Source organism: Streptococcus alactolyticus (assembly GCF_042649785.1).
In the GTDB taxonomy this organism is placed as follows: Bacteria; Bacillota; Bacilli; order Lactobacillales; family Streptococcaceae; genus Streptococcus; species Streptococcus alactolyticus.
In genome coordinates, this window is sequence record NZ_JBHRZX010000022.1 from 1 (window position 1) to 20,925 (window position 20,925).

Sequence of the window (20,925 nt, forward strand, 5' to 3'; positions counted from 1 at the left end):
AGAAAGAGAGAACGAAGTTCGTCCTCTCTAGGTGTTAGCTTTTCATCTACCCACTACAGTTGACAAAGAGCCATAAAAAGAGAGGACGCTTGTCCTCTCTAGTATCATCGTATTTTTTAAATTAGTGAACTGAATAGTTTGGTGCTTCGTTTGTGATTTGCACATCGTGTGGGTGACTTTCAATCAAACCTGCACCTGACATTTCAACAAATTGTGCTTTATCATGAAGGGCAGCAATGTTTTCAGCTCCCACGTATCCCATACCTGAACGAATACCGCCAAGCATTTGGAAGACGATATCAGCTACGGCACCTTTGTAAGCCACGCGACCTTCGATTCCTTCTGGAACCAATTTGTTTGCTTCGTTAACTGAACCTTGGAAATAACGGTCGCTTGAACCTTTCTTCATAGCTGCAATTGAGCCCATTCCACGGTAAGTTTTGAATTTACGACCGTGGTAAATTTCAGTTTCACCAGGTGCTTCGTCAGTACCTGCAAACATTGAACCAAGCATAACCGCATTACCACCAGCTGCCAAGGCTTTCACAATATCACCAGAATATTTGATACCACCATCAGCGATGATTGTTTTACCATATTCACGCGCAACTGCTGCTGCATCGTAAATAGCAGTAACTTGAGGAACACCGACACCGGCAACCACACGCGTTGTACAGATTGAACCAGGACCGATCCCGACTTTAACCACATCAACACCTGCTTCGTAAAGAGCGCGTGCACCTTCTGCAGTTGCTACGTTACCAGCAATCAATGTGCGTTCTGGGAAGTGTTGACGAATTTCAGCGATTTTACGAAGAACACCAGCTGAGTGACCGTGTGCTGTATCGATAACGATAGCATCTGCGCCAGCTTCAAAAAGAGCTTCTGCACGTTCAAATGTATCTGAAGTAACACCAACAGCTCCAGCAACCAAAAGACGTCCAAATTCATCTTTTGCTGCGTTAGGGAATTCGATAACTTTTTCAATATCTTTGATAGTGATCAATCCTGATAGGCGACCTTCTTCATCAACTAAAGGTAATTTTTCAATGCGATGTTTGTGAAGGATACGCTCTGCTGTTTCCAAATCTGTTCCAACTGGAGCAGTCACCAATTCTTCACTTGTCATATGTTTTGAAATTGGTGTGTGGTAATCTGAAATAAAGCGCATATCACGGTTGGTAATGATACCAACCAATTTACGATTTTCAAGTGTTTCAACAACTGGAACACCACTGATACTATAACGTTGCATCAATTCTTCAGCTTCTGAAACAGAATGCTCAGGTGTTAAGAAGAATGGGTCAATAATAACGCCATTTTCAGAACGTTTTACCTTGCGAATTTCTTCAGCTTGTTCTTGAATTGACATGTTTTTATGAATAACTCCAAGACCACCTGCGCGTGCGATGGCAATTGCCATTTTACTGTCAGTTACAGTATCCATAGCAGCTGTCACGATAGGAATGTTCAATGTCAAATTTTTTGCAAGTTTGGTTTGCATGTTAACTTCGTTTGGAAGAACATGACTCTCAGCAGGAATAAGCAATACATCATCAAAAGTGTAACCTTTTTTCAAAAATTTAGTGTCCCAATTTGACATTTATTAACCCTCTTTTCTATGCTAGTACTTAGGGAATTCCAATCCCAGCTTACTTTTGTTGTTACTATCATATCATGCTAAAATCATTTGTCAATAAACTAAATTCAATTTTTTAATTTAACTATAAACGTTAAAAAAAGGATGTTAAAGCCTTTTTCCCTGAAAAAACAAAAAATCCAAAAGCCTGATGACTTTTGGATTTAAACTGCTAATAGCCTGTCTAACAATGATTAAAAATAGTTGATACCCATAGCTGCTTTGACTTCTGATAGGGTCTGACAAACCACTTCACGCGCTGCTTCGCTGCCTTTTTCTAGCATGTGGAAAACTTCGCCCATGTCTTTGGCATATTCTAAGCGACGTTCGCGAATAGGAGCTAATTCACGTTCCAAGATTTCTAGCAAGTAACGTTTGGTTTTAACATCCCCAAGACCACCACGTTGGTAGTGTTCTTTCATGGCTGCAATATCGGCTTGATCTTCCTCGCGTCCAAAAATATCAAGGTAATGAAAGACCATATTGCCTTCAATTTGACCTGGATCCTCCACACGCACGTGATTAGGATCAGTGTACATGCTCATCACTTTTTTACGAACAGTATCCGCGTCATCAGACAAGTAAATGCCATTGCCAAGTGATTTAGACATTTTGGCATTGCCATCTAAACCTGGCAAACGTCCAGCTGCTTCGTTTTCTGGGAAAATCCCTTCTGGTTCTACCAAAATATCGGTTTTATAGGTATGATTGAAACTGCGTACGATTTCACGTGTTTGCTCAATCATCGGTTTTTGGTCATTTCCAACTGGCACATAATTGGCTTTAAAAGCGGTAATATCTGCAGCCTGAGAAATTGGGTAAACCAAGAAACCTGTTGGGATAGAGCTACCAAAGCCTTTTTGGGCAATTTCACTTTTAACGGTTGGGTTACGTTCCAAACGTGCTAGTGATACCAAATTCATGTAATACATGGTCAATTCAGCCAATTCTGGGATTTGACTTTGAATGAAAATGGTTGATTTATCAGGGTCAAGTCCCACAGATAAGTAATCCAAAGCTACGTTTCCGACAGATTCTCGAATGATTTCTGATTCTTTGGCATGGTCAGTCAAAGCTTGTTGGTCTGCCAAGAAAACAAACATGTTGTACTTGTCTTCATTTTGCAACAAGACACGATTTTTTAGGCTTCCAACATAATGTCCCAAGTGCAATTTTCCTGTTGGACGGTCGCCTGTTAAAATAATAGGTTTAGTCATTTTATCACCTCAATATTTATTGTAAACATAAAAATAGCCTCACGTAGCATCACTACGTGAGGGCGTCATGGATACGCGGTACCACCTCAATTGATAGAAAAGCCTATCATCTCTTTACCACTATGCAAGATTTACAATCGTGTAAATCCCTTTTGTCAAACATCAGCCCATTCATACAAAAAGACTACTGATTCTCAGCACCATCAGCTCTCTAAAAGTCCCACTTTGTATTACTTTTCTGAATCTTCTTTATTCTATGAAATTATCCTTTTTTTGTCAAGTTGAGCGACGCTTTCCACTAAAAATGGAAAAACGGATTTTACACCGAATTGAGGCGACAAATCTTGACGCGGTGACACTTCTTTGTCATAATAGAAACGCTTGTATATCAGGCTATTTCGCTTTTGAGGAGTTCTAATGAAAAAGAGATTGATAGATATTGGATTGGTGACGACTGGGTCACTGATTGCCGCTGTTGGCTTTAACACTTTTTTCCTAGAAAATCACATCGCTTCTGGTGGCGTTGTGGGACTTGCAGTCAGTTTTAAAGCCTTGTTTGGTTGGAATACAGGGGATTTTGTGCTCTTGTCCAATTTCCCTTTGTTACTGGCTTGTTGGTTCTTTTTGGGTCGCGAAATCTTCTTTAAAACGGTTTATGGTTCTTGGATTTATTCCATCTTTGTCAAATTAACCGAAGGACTTCCAAATCTGACGGACAATACCTTGCTCGCGGCTATTTTTGGAGGCATTATTTGTGGTTTTGGGTTAGGTGTTGTTTTTTGGGGTAATTCATCAACAGGGGGAACAGGTATTCTCACACAAATCTTGCACAAATACACTCCCCTTCCTCTTGCAGTTGCCATGACCATTGTTGATGGTTTTAGTGTGGCTATGGGCTTTATTGCCTTTGATATTGATACGGTCATGTATTCTATTATCGGCCTGCTTGTCATTGGTTACGTGGTCAATAGCATGCAAATTGGGGTGACTTCGTCACGTAATGTTATGATTATTTCCCCAAAAAACCAAGCCATCAAAGAATACATTGCTACTAAGGCAGATAGAGGGGTTTCTGAAATTCCCATCACAGGTGGCTACTCTGGGAAAAATAAAACCATGTTGATGACTACGGTTTCTATTCAGGAAGTATCACGACTAGAAAAGAATATTTTAAGCATTGACCCAACAGCTTTTGTGGTCATCATGCCAGCCACACACGTCAGAGGACGCGGCTTTAGTCTGAAAAAACAGTACGCTCTTGACGATGAAGATTTGATTTTACCAATGTAGGATAAGGCTTAATTTTCGCACATTGAAAATTAAGCCTTTTTCATGTACAATGAAGGTCATAGATAAATATTACGAGGTGACAAATGCTTACAGTTTCTGATGTATCATTGCGTTTTAGTGATCGAAAATTATTTGATGACGTTAACATCAACTTTACAGCTGGAAATACCTACGGCTTGATCGGGGCTAACGGTGCTGGAAAATCAACATTTCTAAAAATTTTAGCTGGAGATATCGAGCCAACGACTGGACATGTTTCACTTGGACCAAATGAACGCTTGTCTGTTCTTCGCCAAAATCACTTTGACTACGAAGAAGAACGTGTCATTGATGTAGTTATCATGGGAAATGAAAAACTTTACAACATCATGAAAGAAAAAGATGCTATTTACATGAAAGCTGACTTTTCTGATGAAGACGGTGTTCGTGCGGCAGAACTTGAAAGTGAATTTGCTGAACTTGGTGGTTGGGAAGCTGAAAGCGAAGCCTCACAACTTCTACAAAACCTTAACATTTCAGAAGACCTCCACTACCAAAACATGAGCGAATTGGCAAACGGGGACAAGGTTAAGGTGCTTTTGGCTAAGGCTTTATTTGGGCAACCTGATGTGCTCCTTCTTGACGAGCCAACCAACGGTCTTGACATCCAATCTATTTCTTGGTTAGAAGATTTCTTGATTGATTTTGAAAATACCGTTATCGTGGTTTCCCATGACCGTCACTTCCTAAACAAAGTGTGCACGCACATGGCTGACCTTGACTTTGGTAAAATTAAACTTTACGTTGGTAACTACGACTTCTGGAAACAATCTTCAGAACTAGCTGCTCGTTTGCAAGCTGACCGCAATGCCAAAGCTGAAGAAAAAATCAAAGAATTGCAAGAATTTGTGGCACGTTTCTCTGCCAACGCTTCTAAATCAAAACAAGCCACATCACGTAAGAAAATGCTTGATAAAATTGAGTTAGAGGAAATTGTTCCTTCTAGCCGTAAATACCCATTTATCAAGTTTAATGCAGAGCGTGAACTCGGTAAGGATTTGCTAACAGTCGAAAACCTATCTGTTAAAATCGACGGTGAAACGGTTATCGACAATATCAGCTTTATTTTACGACCAGGTGACAAGACTGCTTTCATCGGGCAAAACGATATCCAAACCACTGCTTTGATTCGTGCCTTGATGGATGACATCGACTACGAAGGTACTATTAAATGGGGTGTGACAACTAGCCGCTCTTACCTACCAAAAGATAATTCACGTGATTTTGCATCTGGCGAATCTATCTTAGAATGGCTACGTCAATTTGCTTCAAAAGAAGAAGACGACAATACCTTCCTTCGTGGTTTCCTTGGACGCATGCTGTTCTCTGGTGATGAGGTTAACAAGTCTGTCAATGTGTTGTCAGGGGGAGAAAAAGTGCGCGTGATGCTTTCTAAGTTGATGCTATTGAAATCAAATGTTCTCGTGCTTGACGACCCAACTAACCACTTGGACTTGGAATCTATCTCAAGTTTGAACGACGGCTTGAAAGACTTTAAAGAATCAATCATTTTTGCCAGTCATGACCATGAGTTTATCCAAACCCTTGCTAATCACATCGTTGTGATTTCTAAAAATGGGGTCATTGACCGTATCGACGAAACATATGATGAGTTTCTTGAAAATGAAGAGATTCAAGCCAAAGTCCAAGAACTTTGGAAAGATTAACAAAATCACATTTCACATCATTTTGATACTTATAGAAGGAAACAGGTTGGGATTAGTATCTCAACCTGTCTTACTAAAGCCATGACACTAAAATCTTTAAAACCAAATCGTAATACCCTTTATTACCTCATTGCCTTTATCTTGCCTGTTGCTATTTTAGGTGTGACCCTATTTTCCAAAGATATTTTCATCAACAGCAAAACGACTATTTTAGCCAGTGATGGTTTTCATCAGTATGTCATTTTTGCTGAAAATTTACGGAATATTTTACATGGGTCAGATAGCCTCTTTTACACCTTTACCAGCGGTCTAGGTTTAAACTTTTACGCCTTGATAAGTTATTATTTAGGGAGCTTCTTCTCTCCGCTCGTTTATTTCTTTAGCTTAAAAACAATGCCTGATGCTATTTATATCTTGACCTTGCTCAAGATTGGTTCTATGGGGCTCTCTTGTTTTTACAGCCTAAGACATCTCTATCCCAAAGTGTTAAAACCACTGAGCATTATCTTATCAACATCTTATGCCTTGATGAGTTTTGCGATAAGCCAAATTGAAATCAATATGTGGCTGGATGTTTTCATCCTTCTCCCTTTGATTATTTTAGGGTTAAATCGCTTGTTGGCTCAGCAAAAATACGTTCTTTACTACGTCAGCTTAACCATTCTCTTTATCCAAAATTACTATTTTGGTTACATGGTTGCTATCTTTCTTACCCTTTATTTTCTCGTTCAACTCAGTAAAAACTTAAAATGGCGAGTGGTTGGACGTCAATTTTTAGACTTTACAGTGATGTCAATCGCAGCAGGTTTATCAAGTTGCATCATGCTACTGCCAACTTATTTAGACCTTTCAACACACGGGGAAGAATTTTCATCCTTTACAGGCTGGTTGTCTGACTCTTCTTGGTTTTTAGATATTTTTGCTAAAAATTTCGTTGGTGCTTACGACACTACAAAATTTGGTTCCATTCCGATGATTTATGTCGGTATTTTCCCCCTCATTTTAGCCCTTGTTTTCTTTAGCATTAAGTCAATTAAGTGGCAAACGCGCCTTGCTTACGGGCTCATGATAACTGTTCTTATCACTAGTTTCTACCTTGAACCCTTGGACCTTATTTGGCAAGGGATGCATTCGCCAAATATGTTTCTTCATCGCTATTCTTGGACCTTCTCTATCCTCGTGATTTTATTAGCAGCTGAAACACTGTCACACTTAGAAGAATTAAGCTTAAAACAATACCTTGTTGGAATCATTCCTGTTACTATTGGATTGATTGCCACCGTGGTACTAAAAAGCCACTACAAGTTTTTAGAAACGTCACAGATTGTGATTACATTTTCTTTTTTGATAGCCTACATAACCCTTTTGGTTAGCTATGCGAAAAATAGTCTTTCCTTAACTATTTTTGTTGGCTTTACACTCTTGTTTACACTCTTTGAGATTTCGCTCAATACCTACTATCAGATCAATGCTCTCGGCAACGAATGGGTCTTTCCTTCACGTCAAAGTTATGAACGGTATTTGACAGACATTGACAAGCTTGTCAAGAAGACCAAGTCAGAAAATAGCAACTTTTACCGTATGGAAGAACTTCTTCCTCAGACAGGTAACGACAGTATGAAATACAATTACAACGGCATCTCGCAATTTTCATCTATTCGAAATACCGCTTCTAGCAGCACCCTAGACCGTCTAGGTTTCAAATCAACTGGGACCAACCTCAATCTGCGTTACCAAAACAATACCTTGCTAATGGATAGCTTATTTGGCATCAAGTACAACCTCGCTGAAATTGGGGTTAATAAGTACGGCTTCAATTACAATGACGGCTCTGGCAACGTCATGCTTTATGAAAACCAAAACGCTAGTCAGCTGGCTATCTTAACCAATGGCATTTACAAAGATGTCACATTTACCGTCAATACACTGGATAACCAAACCAATTTCATCAATCGTTTGACAGGATTATCAGAGAAATTTTATACCCGCTTACCTTCTCAACTCATTAGCGGGGCAAATCAGCTCAATAACCGTGTTACAACAACTCACGAGGGGCAAGTAACCACAGCAGTTACTTACCAAGTAACCGTCCCCGACAATACGCAATTATATGTCAGCGTGCCTAATATTACTTTCTCTAATGAAAATAACGAATCTGTCCAAATAACCGTCAATGGACAGACAACTAATTACACCACAGACAATGTTTATAGCTTATTTGACCTTGGTTATTTTTATCTAGGACAAACCATTGATATTACCTTCCATTTCCCTGAAAATGGACAAGTTTCCTTTGACCAACCTAACTTTTATGCCCTTGACATAAACAGTTACCAAAAAGCAATGGATAAACTCAATCAGCAAGAGGTTCAAGTGACCACTTCTAAAAACACCATAACAGCCACCTACACTGCTGACAAGGACAGTTCTCTCCTCTTTACCATACCTTATGATAAAGGATGGACAGCCACTCAAAACGGCAAGAAAATCGCTCTAACAAAAGCTCAAGACGGCTTTATGAAAGTCAACGTCAAAGCAGGACAAGGTCAAGTCACATTAACTTATGTCCCTGAAGGGTTCCAATTAGGTGCCTGCCTATCCCTAGCTGGTGTCTTAGTATTTAGTGGTTATTATATCATTAGAAAGAAAAAACGCCCTGCAGGCGCTAAATAAGCCTTTAAAAAGAGATTAGGTTTTTCCCTAATCTCTTTTATGTGCTTTACAGTATCGGAATAAAAAACGTCCCAATCCAAAACTTAGGACGGGGTGTCTTATCACTCCGGCAGTAGGACTCGAACCTACGACATCATGATTAACAGTCATGCGCTACTACCAACTGAGCTATGCCGGATAAAGAAAAAAACTGCAGAGCAGCTATAGTCCGTACGGGATTCGAACCCGTGTTACCGCCGTGAAAAGGCGGTGTCTTAACCCCTTGACCAACGGACCAAATCATCATTACTTTTATTATTATAGCAGATATTTTAGATTTGTCTATAGTTTTTTTCAAAAAAAGTAAGATATTTTTGATCAATACTTGGTAACAGCTAAAGGATCTGGTTTCTAGTTGACAAATCAGGCGTTTTTTTGATAAAATAACAAAGTTGATACGGTCTCATAGCTCAGCTGGATAGAGCATTCGCCTTCTAAGCGAACGGTCGCAGGTTCGAATCCTGCTGGGATCATAAAACGAAGCCTGAAAAAGGAGGACACTAGTCCTCCTTTTTTATTTATGATAGGGACTGCCTTGTTGAATCATAAAGGCACGGTAGATTTGCTCTGATAGCACCAAACGCATCAATTGGTGAGGTAGCGTCATCTTGCCAAAACTCAACTTTAGATTAGCTTTTTGCTTGACCTTGTCCGCTAAACCTAGACTACCACCAATCACAAAGGCAATGCTAGAATAACCTCGCACTGTCGCATCTGAAATGACCTGACTAAAGGCCTCAGAACTCAACATTTCCCCTTCGATGGCTAAAATAATCACATAATCACGCTCAGAAAGCTTCGCTAAAATACGATCGCCTTCTTTTTCCATGATTTGCTGATTTTGCGCTTCGCTAGCCTTATCTGGCGTTTGTTCATCAGGCAATTCAATCATTTCAAACTTTGTGAACCGACTCATGCGCTTACGGTATTCAGCAATACCATCTTTTAGATACTTTTCTTTTAATTTTCCAACAGCAATAATTTTAACTTTCATACCTTACATTTTACCACATATTCACAAGTTTTTAACACCTTACCCACATGTTATTAACTTTTTTAGCCCCCTTAGATCCTTTTTATTTCAGGGAAGAAATTCACAGTTTTAAAAGTTTTCCACAGGTTGTGGATTACTTTCTTTTTCGCATTATTTAAGTTATAATTAAGTTGATTTTTATATTCTAAGTGAAAAATTGGAGGTGGCTAAGTGAAAAACATTAAACTGCCTAAAGGGCGTTTCAAAAATTGGCTAAAACCATTAGCTATTGTGCTTGTTAGCTTTGTTGCTGGGATTTTAGGTGCTATTTTGGTATTAAATCGTGCGGGAATCTCCCTATCTAACGTGAGTGGTTCAGGTGCCAAAACAACTACGAGTAGCGTGACTTATACCAATTCGACTGATGTCACAAAAGCTGTGGAAAAAGTTCAAGGAGCGGTCGTTTCCGTAATCAATTACCGTTCAGATTCTTCTTCAGGAAATGACATTTACAGTCAGATTTTTGGTAATGACAATTCGATTAACCAGTCAAATAACAGCGGTGATTTGTCAGTTTACAGCGAAGGTTCAGGGGTTATTTACAAAAAAGATGGTGACTCAGCCTATGTTGTAACCAATAATCACGTGGTCGATGGCGCAGAACAAATTGAAATCATGCTAGCCGACGGTAAAAAAGTTGTCGGTGAATTGGTCGGAGCTGACACTTACTCTGACATTGCTGTCGTGAAAATTTCGTCTAAAGATGTCACAACTGTTGCCGAATTTGCCGATTCTAATAAAATCACTGTCGGTGAAACAGCCATTGCTATTGGTAGCCCACTTGGAACAGAATACGCAAACTCAGTAACGCAAGGTATCGTTTCTAGTCTAAGCCGTACTGTAACAATGACTAATGACAATGGTGAAACCATTTCAACCAATGCCATTCAAACAGATGCTGCCATTAACCCAGGAAACTCTGGTGGTGCGCTAATCAATATTGAAGGGCAAGTCATCGGTATTAACTCTAGCAAGATTTCATCAACTTCAAGTTCTGGTGAGTCGGTTGAAGGTATGGGCTTTGCTATTCCGTCAAATGATGTGGTGAAAATCATCAATCAATTGGAGGAAAACGGAAAAGTTATCCGCCCTGCGCTTGGTATTTCAATGGTTAACTTGTCTGATTTGTCAACCAATGCTATTGCACAACTTAATATTCCAACAAGTATCACAAACGGTGTGGTTGTTGCCTCAGTTCAATCTGGCATGCCTGCTGAAGGAAAACTTCAAAAATATGATGTCATCACAGAAGTCGATGGTCAAGAAGTGACATCAACCTCTGACCTACAAAGCGTTCTTTACGGCCATTCTGTTGGAGACTCTGTCAAAGTAACCTTCTACCGTGGTACAGACAAGAAAACTGTGACAATTGATTTAAGTAAAACAACACAAGACTTATCAAGTACAAACTAAGGAAAAAATATGATAGACCAAAAGTGAAGCTGAGACGGTCTCAGCTTCACTTTTTAGAGTTTAGGATGAGAGAAAATGAAAGAGAAACTACAAGTTATACCCATTGAAGATATTTCGCCCAATCCCTACCAACCTAGGCTGGATTTTAAACCAGAAGAACTGGAAGAATTAGCCCAATCAATCAAGTTAAACGGGCTTATTCAGCCGATTATCGTCCGACAATCATCTGTTTTTGGCTACGAGCTTATCGCTGGCGAACGTCGTCTAAAAGCATCTAAACTAGCTGGTCTTAGTGAAATTCCAGCCATCATCAAAACCATTTCTGACCAAAAAAGCATGCAGCTTGCGATTATTGAAAATTTACAGCGCTCGGATTTAAATCCCATTGAAGAAGCAAAAGCTTACAAGCAATTGCTTGAAAAAAATCAGATGACGCATGAGGAATTGGCTCAGTTCATGGGCAAATCGCGTCCCTACATTACCAATTGCCTACGATTACTAAATCTTCCGCCCAGCCTTTCACGCGCGGTGGAAGAAGGAAGCTTGTCGCAAGGTCACGCTCGTTTGTTGTTGACCTTAAAGAGCAAAGAAGAACAGGAGCAGTGGTACCAACGCATTTTAAGCCAAGATATTAGTGTCCGAAAACTGGAGCAACTCCTAAAACCCAAACCAAGTGCTCCCAAAAAGAAAGCGAAGAAGGATATTTTTAAAAAACACCATGAAGACATCCTAAGTCAAAGTCTAGGACTGCCCGTTAGCATTTCGTTTGCTAATAGCAAAAGCACTCAAAAAGGAGAAGTGGTTTTGCATTTTCAGTCGGAAGAAGACTTTAACAGAATTATCAACAAGTTCAAATAGCGTGTGGATTTCCCTTTTTTCTTTTCTGAGTTTTCCACAAGAAAAATACCTTGTAAAAACTTTAGTTTATACCAATACAAGAGTTTTCCACTGCTTGTGGAAAACTCTTTTTCACATTGTGGAAAACTCTTTTAAACACCCTGTGGATTTCTACTTTTGTCCTGTTGTGGAAAACTTTTTTTTGTGTTAGAATATGGTAAGATTATCCACAAAACAAAAAAAGGAAAACTACTATGACTGAGAATGAACAATTATTTTGGAACAGAGTCTTAGAGTTAGCCAGAAATCAATTGAAGCAAGCCACTTATGAATTTTTCGTCTTAGATGCACGGCTGCTCAAAATTGAAAATCATACGGCTTTTATTTATCTCGACCCTGTCAAGGAAGTGTTTTGGAATAATAATCTGAAATCCATCATTCTAGCAGCTGGTTTTGAAATTTTTAATGCAGAGATTGTCATCCAATACGTTTTTGAAGACGATTTAAACGTGCAAACACCAGCTCAGGACAGCACACAAACGGTAGAAAAACCACAAAGCACACTACCACAGATGCATTCTGATTTAAACCCAAAATACACGTTTGATAATTTTGTCCAAGGTGATGAAAACCGCTGGGCTTTTTCAGCGTCTTATGCCGTAGCTGACGCTCCTGGAACAACCTACAATCCTCTTTTCATTTGGGGAGGACCAGGACTTGGAAAAACCCATCTGCTCAATGCCATCGGGCACGCTGTTTTAAAAAATAATCCTAATGCGCGTGTCAAATACATCACCGCTGAGAATTTCATCAACGAGTTTGTGACGCACATTCGTCTAGACACGATGGAAGAGCTTAAGGAAAAATTCCGCAATCTGGATGTTTTGTTGATTGATGACATTCAATCCTTAGCTAAAAAAACCCTATCCGGAACGCAAGAAGAATTCTTTAATACCTTCAATACCTTATACGATAATAATAAGCAAATCGTCCTTACTAGCGATCGTACACCTGACCACCTCGATAACTTGGAACAACGTTTAGTCACGCGCTTCAAATGGGGACTTACCATCAATATCACGCCGCCTGATTTTGAAACTCGCGTTGCGATTTTGACCAATAAAACCCAAGAATATGACTATGTTTTCCCGCAGGATACCATTGAATATTTAGCAGGGCAATTTGATTCCAATGTGCGTGACCTTGAAGGAGCGCTTAACGATATTAGCCTTGTGGCTAGCGTCAAAAAAATCAAAACCATTACCGTGGACATCGCAGCAGAAGCCATTCGAGCACGTAAGCAAGATGACCCTAAAATGACCGTCATTCCAATCGAGGACATTCAAACGCAAGTTGGGAAGTTTTACGATGTGACAGTTAAGGAAATCAAGGCGACCAAACGCACTCAAAACATCGTTTTAGCACGTCAGGTGGCTATGTACCTCGCACGGGAAATGACCGATAATTCGCTACCGAAAATTGGAAAAGAATTTGGCGGACGGGACCATTCTACCGTCCTACACGCCTACAACAAAATCAAGAATATGTTGGCTCAAGATGATAGCTTACGCATTGAAATTGAAACCATCAAAAATAAAATCAGATAGGCCTTGTGGATAAATCTAGATTTTTAAAAAGAGTTATCCACAATTTGTGCACAACTCTTTTCCCTGTTTTTTTGCTGCTTTTTGTGACTTTTCCACAGCTTCAACAAGACCTACTACTACTACTAAATTTATTATCATAACTAAAGGAGATTCCAATGATACAATTTTCCATCAATAAATCCTTTTTCCTTCAAGCTTTAAATGCAACCAAAAGAGCCATTTCTTCTAAAAATGCTATTCCGATTTTATCAACCATTAAAATTGAAGTGCATGCGCAACATATTGTCCTAACGGGGTCTAATGGTCAAATATCTATTGAAAATACCATTCCAGTTTCTAATGAAAATGCAGGTCTTTTGATTACCTCACCAGGAGCTGTTTTACTAGAAGCAAATTTCTTTATCAATATCATCTCAAGTCTGCCTGATGTGAGTTTGGATTTTACCGAAATTGATCATCACCAAATCGTGTTAACAAGTGGCAAATCAGAAATCACCCTAAAAGGAAAAGATGTGGATCTCTACCCACGTTTGCAAGAAATGACGACTGAAAATCCGCTAGTTCTTAAAACCAAACTGTTGAAAAGTATTATTTCAGAAACAGCTTTTGCAGCTAGCCTTCAAGAAAGCCGTCCTATTTTGACTGGAGTCCACATGGTGCTTAGTGAGCAAAAAGAATTTAAGGCAGTAGCGACGGACTCTCACCGCATGAGCCAACGCAAATTGACTTTGGAAAATACCTCAGCAAACTTTAACATGGTCATTCCAAGCAAATCTTTGCGTGAATTTTCAGCAGTTTTCACAGATGACATTGAAACCGTTGAAGTTTTCTTTTCAGATAGTCAAGTTTTGTTTAGAAGTGACTACATTAGTTTTTATACCCGTCTTTTAGAGGGAAACTACCCTGATACCGACCGTTTGTTGACCAATTCTTTTGAAACAGAAGTAACCTTTAACACCGCAGCCCTTCGTTCAGCTATGGAGCGTGCTTACTTGATTTCAAATGCGACACAAAACGGAACGGTTAAATTGGAAATCACCAGCGATAGCATTTCATCTCACGTTAATTCACCAGAAGTGGGGAAAGTTAACGAAGAGCTAGATAGCATCAGCCAGTCTGGTAGTGATTTAACCATTAGTTTTAACCCAACTTATCTGATTGAAGCGTTGAAAGCCTTGAAGAGCGAAACAGTCATGATACGTTTTATTTCCCCTGTTCGTCCATTTACCTTAATGCCTGGTGATGATACTGAGAATTTTGTTCAACTGATTACACCAGTTCGCACCAATTAATCCTTTTTGTGAGAAAAGTTGACCGAGTCCTTGTTTAAGGCCTTCTAAAACTTTTCTTTTTCATTTCGTTTTAGAGGAGAAGTTATGTACGTTATTGGCAGTTATGTTGAAATGAAAAAATCTCATGCTTGCACCATTAAATCAACTGGTAAAAAAGCCAATGAGTGGGAAGTTATCCGAATCGGTGCAGATATTAAAATCCGTTGTACCAACTGTGACCACGTTGTCATGATGAGCCGTCATGATTTTGAACGAAAGATGCGAAAAGTATTACCAAAATAAAGCCGCAACCAAGAAAAGCCTTTAATATTAGGATTTTTAGCTATTTGCAACTAGGAGTTGCTTGAAAAAGTGCTCGATTATCCCAGAGATTTTTGCTATCCTGTGTAAAAAAAGAAAGTAGGGATACCAAATGACAGTCTTTGCAAAACAATTAAAACAGCTTCGTCAAGAAAAAGCTTTCTCACAAGAAGGTTTGGCACAGGAACTTTTTATCTCACGTCAAGCTATTTCAAAATGGGAAACGGGTGAAGTAACACCAGATATGGAAAATTTAGTGAAGTTGGCTACTATTTTGGACGTTAGCTTAGATGAGTTGGTTCTTGGAATAAAACCTGAAAAAAAGATTGAGCGTGTGGTGGAAGTCAGAGAAAACAAGACCATGAATGCTTGGGAATTCTTATCTCAGTACTGGTGGATTATCTTAGCTATCGGTGGCTTTTTGTCTTGGTTTCTTCCAAACACTTTTCCAAAAATTTTTGGTTAATTTGGTTTGCCTATGGGCAAGCCTTTTTTACTTTTTTTTGGTATAATAGTAGTGATTGAATATTTTGAATGGAGATAAAAACATGGCTTTAACAGCAGGTATTGTTGGTTTACCTAACGTTGGGAAATCAACGCTATTTAATGCGATTACCAAAGCAGGAGCAGAGGCTGCTAACTATCCATTTGCAACGATTGACCCAAACGTGGGAATGGTTGAAGTGCCAGATGAACGCTTGCAAAAATTAACGGAATTGATTACACCGAAAAAAACAGTTCCAACAACTTTTGAATTTACAGATATTGCAGGTATCGTAAAAGGGGCTTCACGTGGGGAAGGTCTTGGAAATAAATTTCTTGCCAATATCCGTGAAGTCGATGCGATTGTACACGTGGTGCGTGCTTTTGACGATGAAAATGTCATGCGTGAACAAGGACGTGAGGATGCTTTTGTTGACCCTCTTGCTGATATTGATACCATTAACCTAGAATTGATTTTAGCTGACCTAGAATCGGTTAATAAACGTTATGCGCGTGTTGAAAAAATTGCTCGCACGCAAAAAGATAAGGATTCCATTGCAGAATTTAACGTTCTTCAAAAAATCAAGCCAGTGCTTGAGGACGGAAAATCAGCGCGTACCATTGACTTTACAGAAGATGAACAAAAAATCGTGAAACAATTATTCCTTCTAACGACAAAACCTGTCCTTTATGTGGCAAATGTCGATGAAGACAAAGTTGCAAACCCAGATGACATCGAATATGTCAAACAAATTCGTGAATTTGCGGCAACTGAAAATGCAGAAGTGGTTGTCATCTCAGCACGTGCCGAAGAAGAAATTTCAGAACTAGATGATGAAGACAAAGCTTTCTTCCTTGAAGATTTAGGCTTAACAGAATCTGGTGTTGACAAATTGACTCGTGCGGCGTATCATTTACTTGGTCTTGGGACTTACTTTACAGCAGGGGAAAAAGAAGTGCGTGCTTGGACCTTTAAACGTGGTATTAAAGCTCCTCAAGCGGCAGGTATCATCCACTCAGACTTCGAGCGAGGATTTATCCGTGCCATCACTATGTCTTATGATGATTTGATTGCTTATGGCTCAGAAAAAGCAGTCAAAGAAGCAGGTCGTCTTCGTGAAGAAGGAAAAGATTATGTGGTTCAAGATGGCGATATCATGGAATTCCGCTTTAACGTATAAACTAAATGACAGATAAGCAAGGTTGGAAAAAGTATTTTCCAGCCTTTTGGTAGTTGAAAGGAAAACATATGGTAAAAATGATTGTTGGTCTGGGAAATCCAGGCAGTAAATACCATGATACACGACATAATATTGGTTTTATGACGATTGACCGTTTGGCTCAAGCGTTTCAAGTGACTTTTTCAGAGGATAAGAACTTTAAAGCAGAAGTCGGGTCTTGCTTTATCAACGGGGAAAAGATTTATTTGGTAAAACCAACCACATTTATGAATAATTCAGGTTTGGCGGTTCATGCTTTGTTGACCTACTTTAATATCGATATTGCTGATTTTGTGGTTATCTATGATGATTTGGATATGGAAGTGGGACGTTTGCGTTTGCGTCAAAAAGGCTCTGCGGGCGGTCATAATGGGATTAAGTCTATTATTGCTCATACAGGTACGCAAACCTTTGACCGTATCAAAGTCGGTATTGGACGTCCTAAACAAGGGCGCACCGTGGTGGACCATGTCCTTGGGACATTTGATGTAGATGAAAAGATTACGGTTGAGCAAGCTCTAGATAAAGTGACAGATGCTGTCCAATTTTATTTGCAAGAAGCCGATTTTGCCAAAACCATGCAACGATTTAATGGGTAGTACAATGAATATTATTGATTTATTTAGCCAAAATAAGCTCATTCAAGATTGGCAGGCTCACGTTTCCCAATTGGAACGCCAGCTAATCATGGGCTTGTCTGGCTCTAGTCGCGCCTTAGCCATTGCTTCAGCTTATCAAGCCAATAAGGGCAAGTATGTTGTTATCACTTCCACTCAAAATGAGGTGGAAAAACTAGCCAGCGATTTGTCGAGTTTGATTGGGGAAGAGCAAGTTTACACCTTTTTTGCAGATGATGTCGCAGCGGCAGAGTTTATTTTCTCTTCGATGGACAAGGTCAATTCGCGCTTGGAAAGCCTTAATTTTTTGCAGAATGCAGAGCAAACAGGTGTTTTGGTGACTAGTTTAATGGGGACACGGGTACTATTACCTAACCCTGCAACGTACGCTCATAATCAACTGCATTTTGAGTTAGGGCATAGCTACGAATTGGACGACGTGGTCAAAACACTAGCTTTACTTGGTTACCAACGTGCCAACCAAGTTCTTAACCCAGGAGAATTTAGCCAACGTGGTGATATCATTGATATTTATGAAATTACGGCTGACCGTCCTTACCGTTTGGAATTTTTCGGAGATGAGATTGATGGCATTAGGCAATTTGAGGTAAGCAGTCAAAAGTCTGTTGATACCCTTTCTCATGTCACTATTTTTCCAGCAGATGATTTATTGTTGTATGAGGAAGATTTTGCCAGAGCGACCAAGTCTTTGGAAAAGTATTTGGAAACGGCAAAAGAGGAGCAACATGCTTATTTAAGCGAGGTTTATGAGTCTACCAAGGCAGGCTATAAGCACGCTGATATCAGACGCTTTGCTTCTATCTTCTACGCGAAAGAATGGACCTTATTGGATTACATTCCAAAAGAAACGCCTGTTTTCTTTGATGATTTTCAAAAGGTCATCGACCGTAATGCCAAGGTGGATTTGGAAGTTGCCAACTTATTGACAGAAGATTTACAACGTGGTAAAGCTGTGTCAAGTTTGGTTTACTTTGCAGATAGCTATAAAAAACTGCGTCAGTATCAGCCTGCGACCTTTTTCTCTCATTTTCATAAGGGTCTTGGAAATCTCAAATTTGCCCATCTCTACCAGCTCACGCAGTATCCGATGCAGGAGTTTTTCAACCAGATACCGCTAGTGATTGAAGAAGTGCATCGTTACCAAAAATCAAAAGCGACGGTTATCATTCAAGCAGATTCACAACATGGTGCGGAACGTTTACAGAAAGATTTACAAGAATACGGTTTGCAATTGCCGATTGTAGCCAGTGATGACGTTGAGCCAAAACAAGCTCAGCTTTTGGTTGGCAACTTATCCAACGGTTTTTACTTTGCGGATGACAAATTGGTGGTTATCACTGAGCGTGAAATCTACCATAAAAAGATTAAACGCCGTGTTCGTCACTCCAATATCAGCAATGCGGAGCGTTTGAAAGACTATAATGAGCTTTCAAAGGGCGATTATGTGGTTCACCAAATCCACGGAATTGGCCAATTTTTAGGTATTGAAACCATTGATATTCATGGGGTTCACCGTGATTATCTCACTATTCAATACCAAGATTCGGCCACCATTTCTTTGCCAATTGAACAAATTGAAAGCCTATCAAAATACGTTTCAGCTGACGGCAAGGCCCCAAAAATCAATAAACTTAATGACGGGCGTTTTCAAAAGACCAAGCAAAAAGTGTCTAAACAAGTGGAAGATATTGCTGATGATTTGCTGAAATTATATGCTGAGCGTAGCCAATTAAAAGGTTTTGCTTTTTCACCAGATGATGATTTGCAGCGCGAATTTGACAATGATTTTGCCTTTGTCGAAACAGAAGACCAATTGCGCTCTATCAAAGAAATTAAGCAGGACATGGAAGAAGATAAACCAATGGACCGCTTGCTAGTGGGAGACGTCGGTTTTGGTAAGACAGAAGTTGCTATGCGAGCCGCTTTTAAAGCGGTCAAAGACCACAAGCAAGTCGCGGTTTTGGTACCTACAACCGTCTTAGCCCAGCAACATTACACCAATTTTTCAGAACGCTTTGACAATTATCCTGTCAAGGTGGAAGTGCTCAGCCGTTTTCGCAGCAAGAAAGAGCAAAATGAAACCTTGGAGCAACTCAAAAAAGGGCAAATTGATATTATCATTGGTACTCACCGTCTTTTGTCTAAGGATGTTGTCTTTGCTGATTTGGGTTTGATTATCATCGATGAAGAGCAGCGTTTTGGAGTTAAACACAAGGAAAAACTCAAGGAACTAAAGGCCAAAGTGGATGTATTGACCCTAACGGCAACACCTATTCCTCGAACTCTTCATATGTCAATGCTGGGCATTCGTGATTTATCGGTTATTGAAACCCCACCAACCAACCGTTATCCTGTTCAAACCTATGTTTTGGAAACCAATCTTGGCTTAATTCGTGAAGCTATTATCCGTGAGATTGACCGTGGCGGACAGGTCTTCTACATTTACAATAAAGTTGACAGTATTGACCAAAAAGTCGCAGAACTGCAAGAATTGGTTCCTGAAGCTAGTATCGGTTTTGTGCATGGTCAGATGAGTGAGATTCAATTGGAAAATACCCTCATGGATTTTATTGACAGTGTTTACGATGTTTTGGTGGCGACCACCATTATCGAAACAGGAGTTGATATTTCAAATGTCAATACCTTATTCATTGAAAATGCAGACCATATGGGCTTGTCAACCTTGTATCAACTGCGTGGACGTGTGGGGCGCTCTAATCGTATTGCCTATGCTTATCTCATGTATCGACCAGATAAGATTTTGACAGAGGTATCTGAAAAACGTTTGGATGCTATCAAAGGATTCACTGAACTGGGTTCTGGTTTTAAAATTGCCATGCGGGACTTGTCTATCCGTGGCGCAGGTAATATTTTAGGGGCTTCACAAAGTGGCTTTATTGATTCGGTTGGATTTGAGATGTATTCGCAACTTTTAGAGGAAGCCATTGCCAAAAAACAAGGAAAATCCCAAGTGCGTCGTAAGAGTAATGCTGAGGTTAATCTCCAAATTGATGCTTACCTTCCAAGTGATTACATTGAAGACGAGCGCCAAAAAATCGAAATTTACAAGCGTATTCGCGACATCGCTAATCACAGCGACTACCAAAGTTTGCAAGATGAGTTGATTGACCGTTTTGGTGAGTACCCAGACCAAGTGGCTTATTTGCTTGAGATTGGCTTAGTAAAAGCTTATATGGACAATGCTTTTGCTGAATTGGTCGAGCGAAAATACACCAATGTGTTGGTGCGTTTTGAAAAAGCGTCGCTGCAACATTATCTGACCCAAGATTACTTTGAAGCTCTGTCAAAAACGAACTTGAAAGCCCGCATCAGCGAAAATCAAGGTAAAATCGAAATTATCTTCAATGTCCGTGGTAAAAAAGACTACGAGATTTTAGAGGAATTGCAGCACTTTGGTCAGATGCTGGCGGAAATCAAGGCTCGCAAGATAGACAAAGACTAGCTGACAACAGTATCTTTAAGTTTGTTGATGCCTTTTATTACAGTATTTTAACAAACTCATTTAAGCCAGCTATTT

General features: G+C 39.7%; 15 protein-coding genes, 3 tRNA genes and 1 other annotated feature. Of the genes, 13 read left to right on the plus strand and 5 right to left on the minus strand.

Features of this window, described 5'->3' with window-relative positions:
* Positions 1-121: 121 nt before the first annotated feature.
* Positions 122-1,603: an IMP dehydrogenase gene (gene guaB, locus ACFORE_RS05525; protein ID WP_154455074.1), complete on the minus strand. Its 1,482-nt coding sequence runs from the start codon at positions 1,601-1,603 to the stop codon at positions 122-124.
* A 230-nt stretch (positions 1,604-1,833) separates the two neighbouring features.
* Positions 1,834-2,856 carry a tryptophan--tRNA ligase gene (gene trpS / locus ACFORE_RS05530; protein WP_380435038.1) on the minus strand — a complete coding sequence of 341 codons (1,023 nt, stop codon included), beginning with the start codon at positions 2,854-2,856 and terminating at the stop codon, positions 1,834-1,836.
* A gap of 55 nt (positions 2,857-2,911) precedes the next feature.
* Positions 2,912-3,112 (minus strand) — a binding site (T-box leader).
* A 161-nt stretch (positions 3,113-3,273) separates the two neighbouring features.
* On the opposite strand from trpS, the gene ACFORE_RS05535 reads away from it, so the two are divergent.
* The 3 genes from ACFORE_RS05535 (at position 3,274) to ACFORE_RS05545 (ending at position 8,525) form a co-directional block, all read left to right on the plus strand.
* Positions 3,274-4,146 carry a YitT family protein gene (locus tag ACFORE_RS05535; protein ID WP_154455072.1) on the plus strand — a complete coding sequence of 291 codons (873 nt, stop codon included), beginning with the start codon at positions 3,274-3,276 and terminating at the stop codon, positions 4,144-4,146.
* Positions 4,147-4,229: 83 nt separating this feature from the next.
* Positions 4,230-5,852, plus strand: a complete 1,623-nt coding sequence (locus tag ACFORE_RS05540) for an ATP-binding cassette domain-containing protein (RefSeq protein WP_154455071.1) — start codon at positions 4,230-4,232, stop codon at positions 5,850-5,852.
* An 81-nt stretch (positions 5,853-5,933) separates the two neighbouring features.
* Positions 5,934-8,525: a YfhO family protein gene (locus tag ACFORE_RS05545; protein ID WP_154455070.1), complete on the plus strand. Its 2,592-nt coding sequence runs from the start codon at positions 5,934-5,936 to the stop codon at positions 8,523-8,525.
* A gap of 104 nt (positions 8,526-8,629) precedes the next feature.
* Here the strand turns inward: ACFORE_RS05545 and ACFORE_RS05550 are convergent.
* Positions 8,630-8,703: transfer RNA gene (locus ACFORE_RS05550), tRNA-Asn, on the minus strand.
* A 26-nt stretch (positions 8,704-8,729) separates the two neighbouring features.
* Positions 8,730-8,801 (minus strand) — tRNA-Glu (locus ACFORE_RS05555).
* A gap of 162 nt (positions 8,802-8,963) precedes the next feature.
* Here ACFORE_RS05555 and ACFORE_RS05560 point away from each other — a divergent pair.
* A tRNA-Arg gene (locus ACFORE_RS05560) sits at positions 8,964-9,037 on the plus strand.
* 41 nt (positions 9,038-9,078) lie between these two features.
* Here the strand turns inward: ACFORE_RS05560 and rlmH are convergent.
* Positions 9,079-9,558, minus strand: coding sequence for a 23S rRNA (pseudouridine(1915)-N(3))-methyltransferase RlmH (rlmH, locus tag ACFORE_RS05565; RefSeq protein ID WP_154455338.1), 480 nt, complete (start codon positions 9,556-9,558; stop codon positions 9,079-9,081).
* 225 nt (positions 9,559-9,783) lie between these two features.
* Between rlmH and ACFORE_RS05570 the strand changes: the two genes are divergently transcribed.
* The 9 genes from ACFORE_RS05570 (at position 9,784) to mfd (ending at position 20,850) form a co-directional block, all read left to right on the plus strand.
* Positions 9,784-11,010 (plus strand): S1C family serine protease, encoded by a 1,227-nt coding sequence (locus ACFORE_RS05570; RefSeq protein WP_363290921.1) that lies wholly within the window; start codon positions 9,784-9,786, stop codon positions 11,008-11,010.
* Between the two features lie 75 nt (positions 11,011-11,085).
* Positions 11,086-11,868 carry a ParB/RepB/Spo0J family partition protein gene (locus ACFORE_RS05575; RefSeq protein WP_154455339.1) on the plus strand — a complete coding sequence of 261 codons (783 nt, stop codon included), beginning with the start codon at positions 11,086-11,088 and terminating at the stop codon, positions 11,866-11,868.
* 233 nt (positions 11,869-12,101) lie between these two features.
* Positions 12,102-13,454 (plus strand): chromosomal replication initiator protein DnaA, encoded by a 1,353-nt coding sequence (dnaA, locus tag ACFORE_RS05580; protein ID WP_154455340.1) that lies wholly within the window; start codon positions 12,102-12,104, stop codon positions 13,452-13,454.
* 155 nt (positions 13,455-13,609) lie between these two features.
* Positions 13,610-14,746: a DNA polymerase III subunit beta gene (gene dnaN, locus ACFORE_RS05585; RefSeq protein WP_154455341.1), complete on the plus strand. Its 1,137-nt coding sequence runs from the start codon at positions 13,610-13,612 to the stop codon at positions 14,744-14,746.
* A gap of 84 nt (positions 14,747-14,830) precedes the next feature.
* Positions 14,831-15,028 carry a DUF951 domain-containing protein gene (locus ACFORE_RS05590; RefSeq protein ID WP_154455342.1) on the plus strand — a complete coding sequence of 66 codons (198 nt, stop codon included), beginning with the start codon at positions 14,831-14,833 and terminating at the stop codon, positions 15,026-15,028.
* 130 nt (positions 15,029-15,158) lie between these two features.
* The gene (locus tag ACFORE_RS05595) at positions 15,159-15,512 is read left to right on the plus strand and encodes a helix-turn-helix domain-containing protein (protein WP_154455343.1); all 354 of its coding nucleotides are present in this window, start codon (positions 15,159-15,161) and stop codon (positions 15,510-15,512) included.
* 82 nt (positions 15,513-15,594) lie between these two features.
* The gene (gene ychF, locus ACFORE_RS05600; RefSeq protein WP_168261361.1) at positions 15,595-16,710 is read left to right on the plus strand and encodes a redox-regulated ATPase YchF; all 1,116 of its coding nucleotides are present in this window, start codon (positions 15,595-15,597) and stop codon (positions 16,708-16,710) included.
* A 68-nt stretch (positions 16,711-16,778) separates the two neighbouring features.
* On the plus strand, positions 16,779-17,348 hold the full coding sequence (pth, locus tag ACFORE_RS05605; protein ID WP_154455345.1) for an aminoacyl-tRNA hydrolase: 570 nt from the start codon (positions 16,779-16,781) through the stop codon (positions 17,346-17,348).
* Between the two features lie 4 nt (positions 17,349-17,352).
* On the plus strand, positions 17,353-20,850 hold the full coding sequence (gene mfd / locus ACFORE_RS05610; RefSeq protein WP_380435039.1) for a transcription-repair coupling factor: 3,498 nt from the start codon (positions 17,353-17,355) through the stop codon (positions 20,848-20,850).
* Positions 20,851-20,925: the final 75 nt, after the last annotated feature.

Coding starts and splice junctions, on each gene's coding strand:
- pth (WP_154455345.1), top strand. CDS start 16,779: ATGGTAAAAATGATTGTTGGTCTGGGAAATCCAGGCAGTAAATACCAT.
- ACFORE_RS05545 (WP_154455070.1), top strand. CDS start 5,934: ATGACACTAAAATCTTTAAAACCAAATCGTAATACCCTTTATTACCTC.
- ACFORE_RS05540 (WP_154455071.1), top strand. CDS start 4,230: ATGCTTACAGTTTCTGATGTATCATTGCGTTTTAGTGATCGAAAATTA.
- trpS (WP_380435038.1), bottom strand. CDS start 2,856: ATGACTAAACCTATTATTTTAACAGGCGACCGTCCAACAGGAAAATTG.
- ACFORE_RS05535 (WP_154455072.1), top strand. CDS start 3,274: ATGAAAAAGAGATTGATAGATATTGGATTGGTGACGACTGGGTCACTG.
- guaB (WP_154455074.1), bottom strand. CDS start 1,603: ATGTCAAATTGGGACACTAAATTTTTGAAAAAAGGTTACACTTTTGAT.
- mfd (WP_380435039.1), top strand. CDS start 17,353: ATGAATATTATTGATTTATTTAGCCAAAATAAGCTCATTCAAGATTGG.
- dnaA (WP_154455340.1), top strand. CDS start 12,102: ATGACTGAGAATGAACAATTATTTTGGAACAGAGTCTTAGAGTTAGCC.
- dnaN (WP_154455341.1), top strand. CDS start 13,610: ATGATACAATTTTCCATCAATAAATCCTTTTTCCTTCAAGCTTTAAAT.
- ACFORE_RS05575 (WP_154455339.1), top strand. CDS start 11,086: ATGAAAGAGAAACTACAAGTTATACCCATTGAAGATATTTCGCCCAAT.
- ychF (WP_168261361.1), top strand. CDS start 15,595: ATGGCTTTAACAGCAGGTATTGTTGGTTTACCTAACGTTGGGAAATCA.
- rlmH (WP_154455338.1), bottom strand. CDS start 9,558: ATGAAAGTTAAAATTATTGCTGTTGGAAAATTAAAAGAAAAGTATCTA.
- ACFORE_RS05590 (WP_154455342.1), top strand. CDS start 14,831: ATGTACGTTATTGGCAGTTATGTTGAAATGAAAAAATCTCATGCTTGC.
- ACFORE_RS05595 (WP_154455343.1), top strand. CDS start 15,159: ATGACAGTCTTTGCAAAACAATTAAAACAGCTTCGTCAAGAAAAAGCT.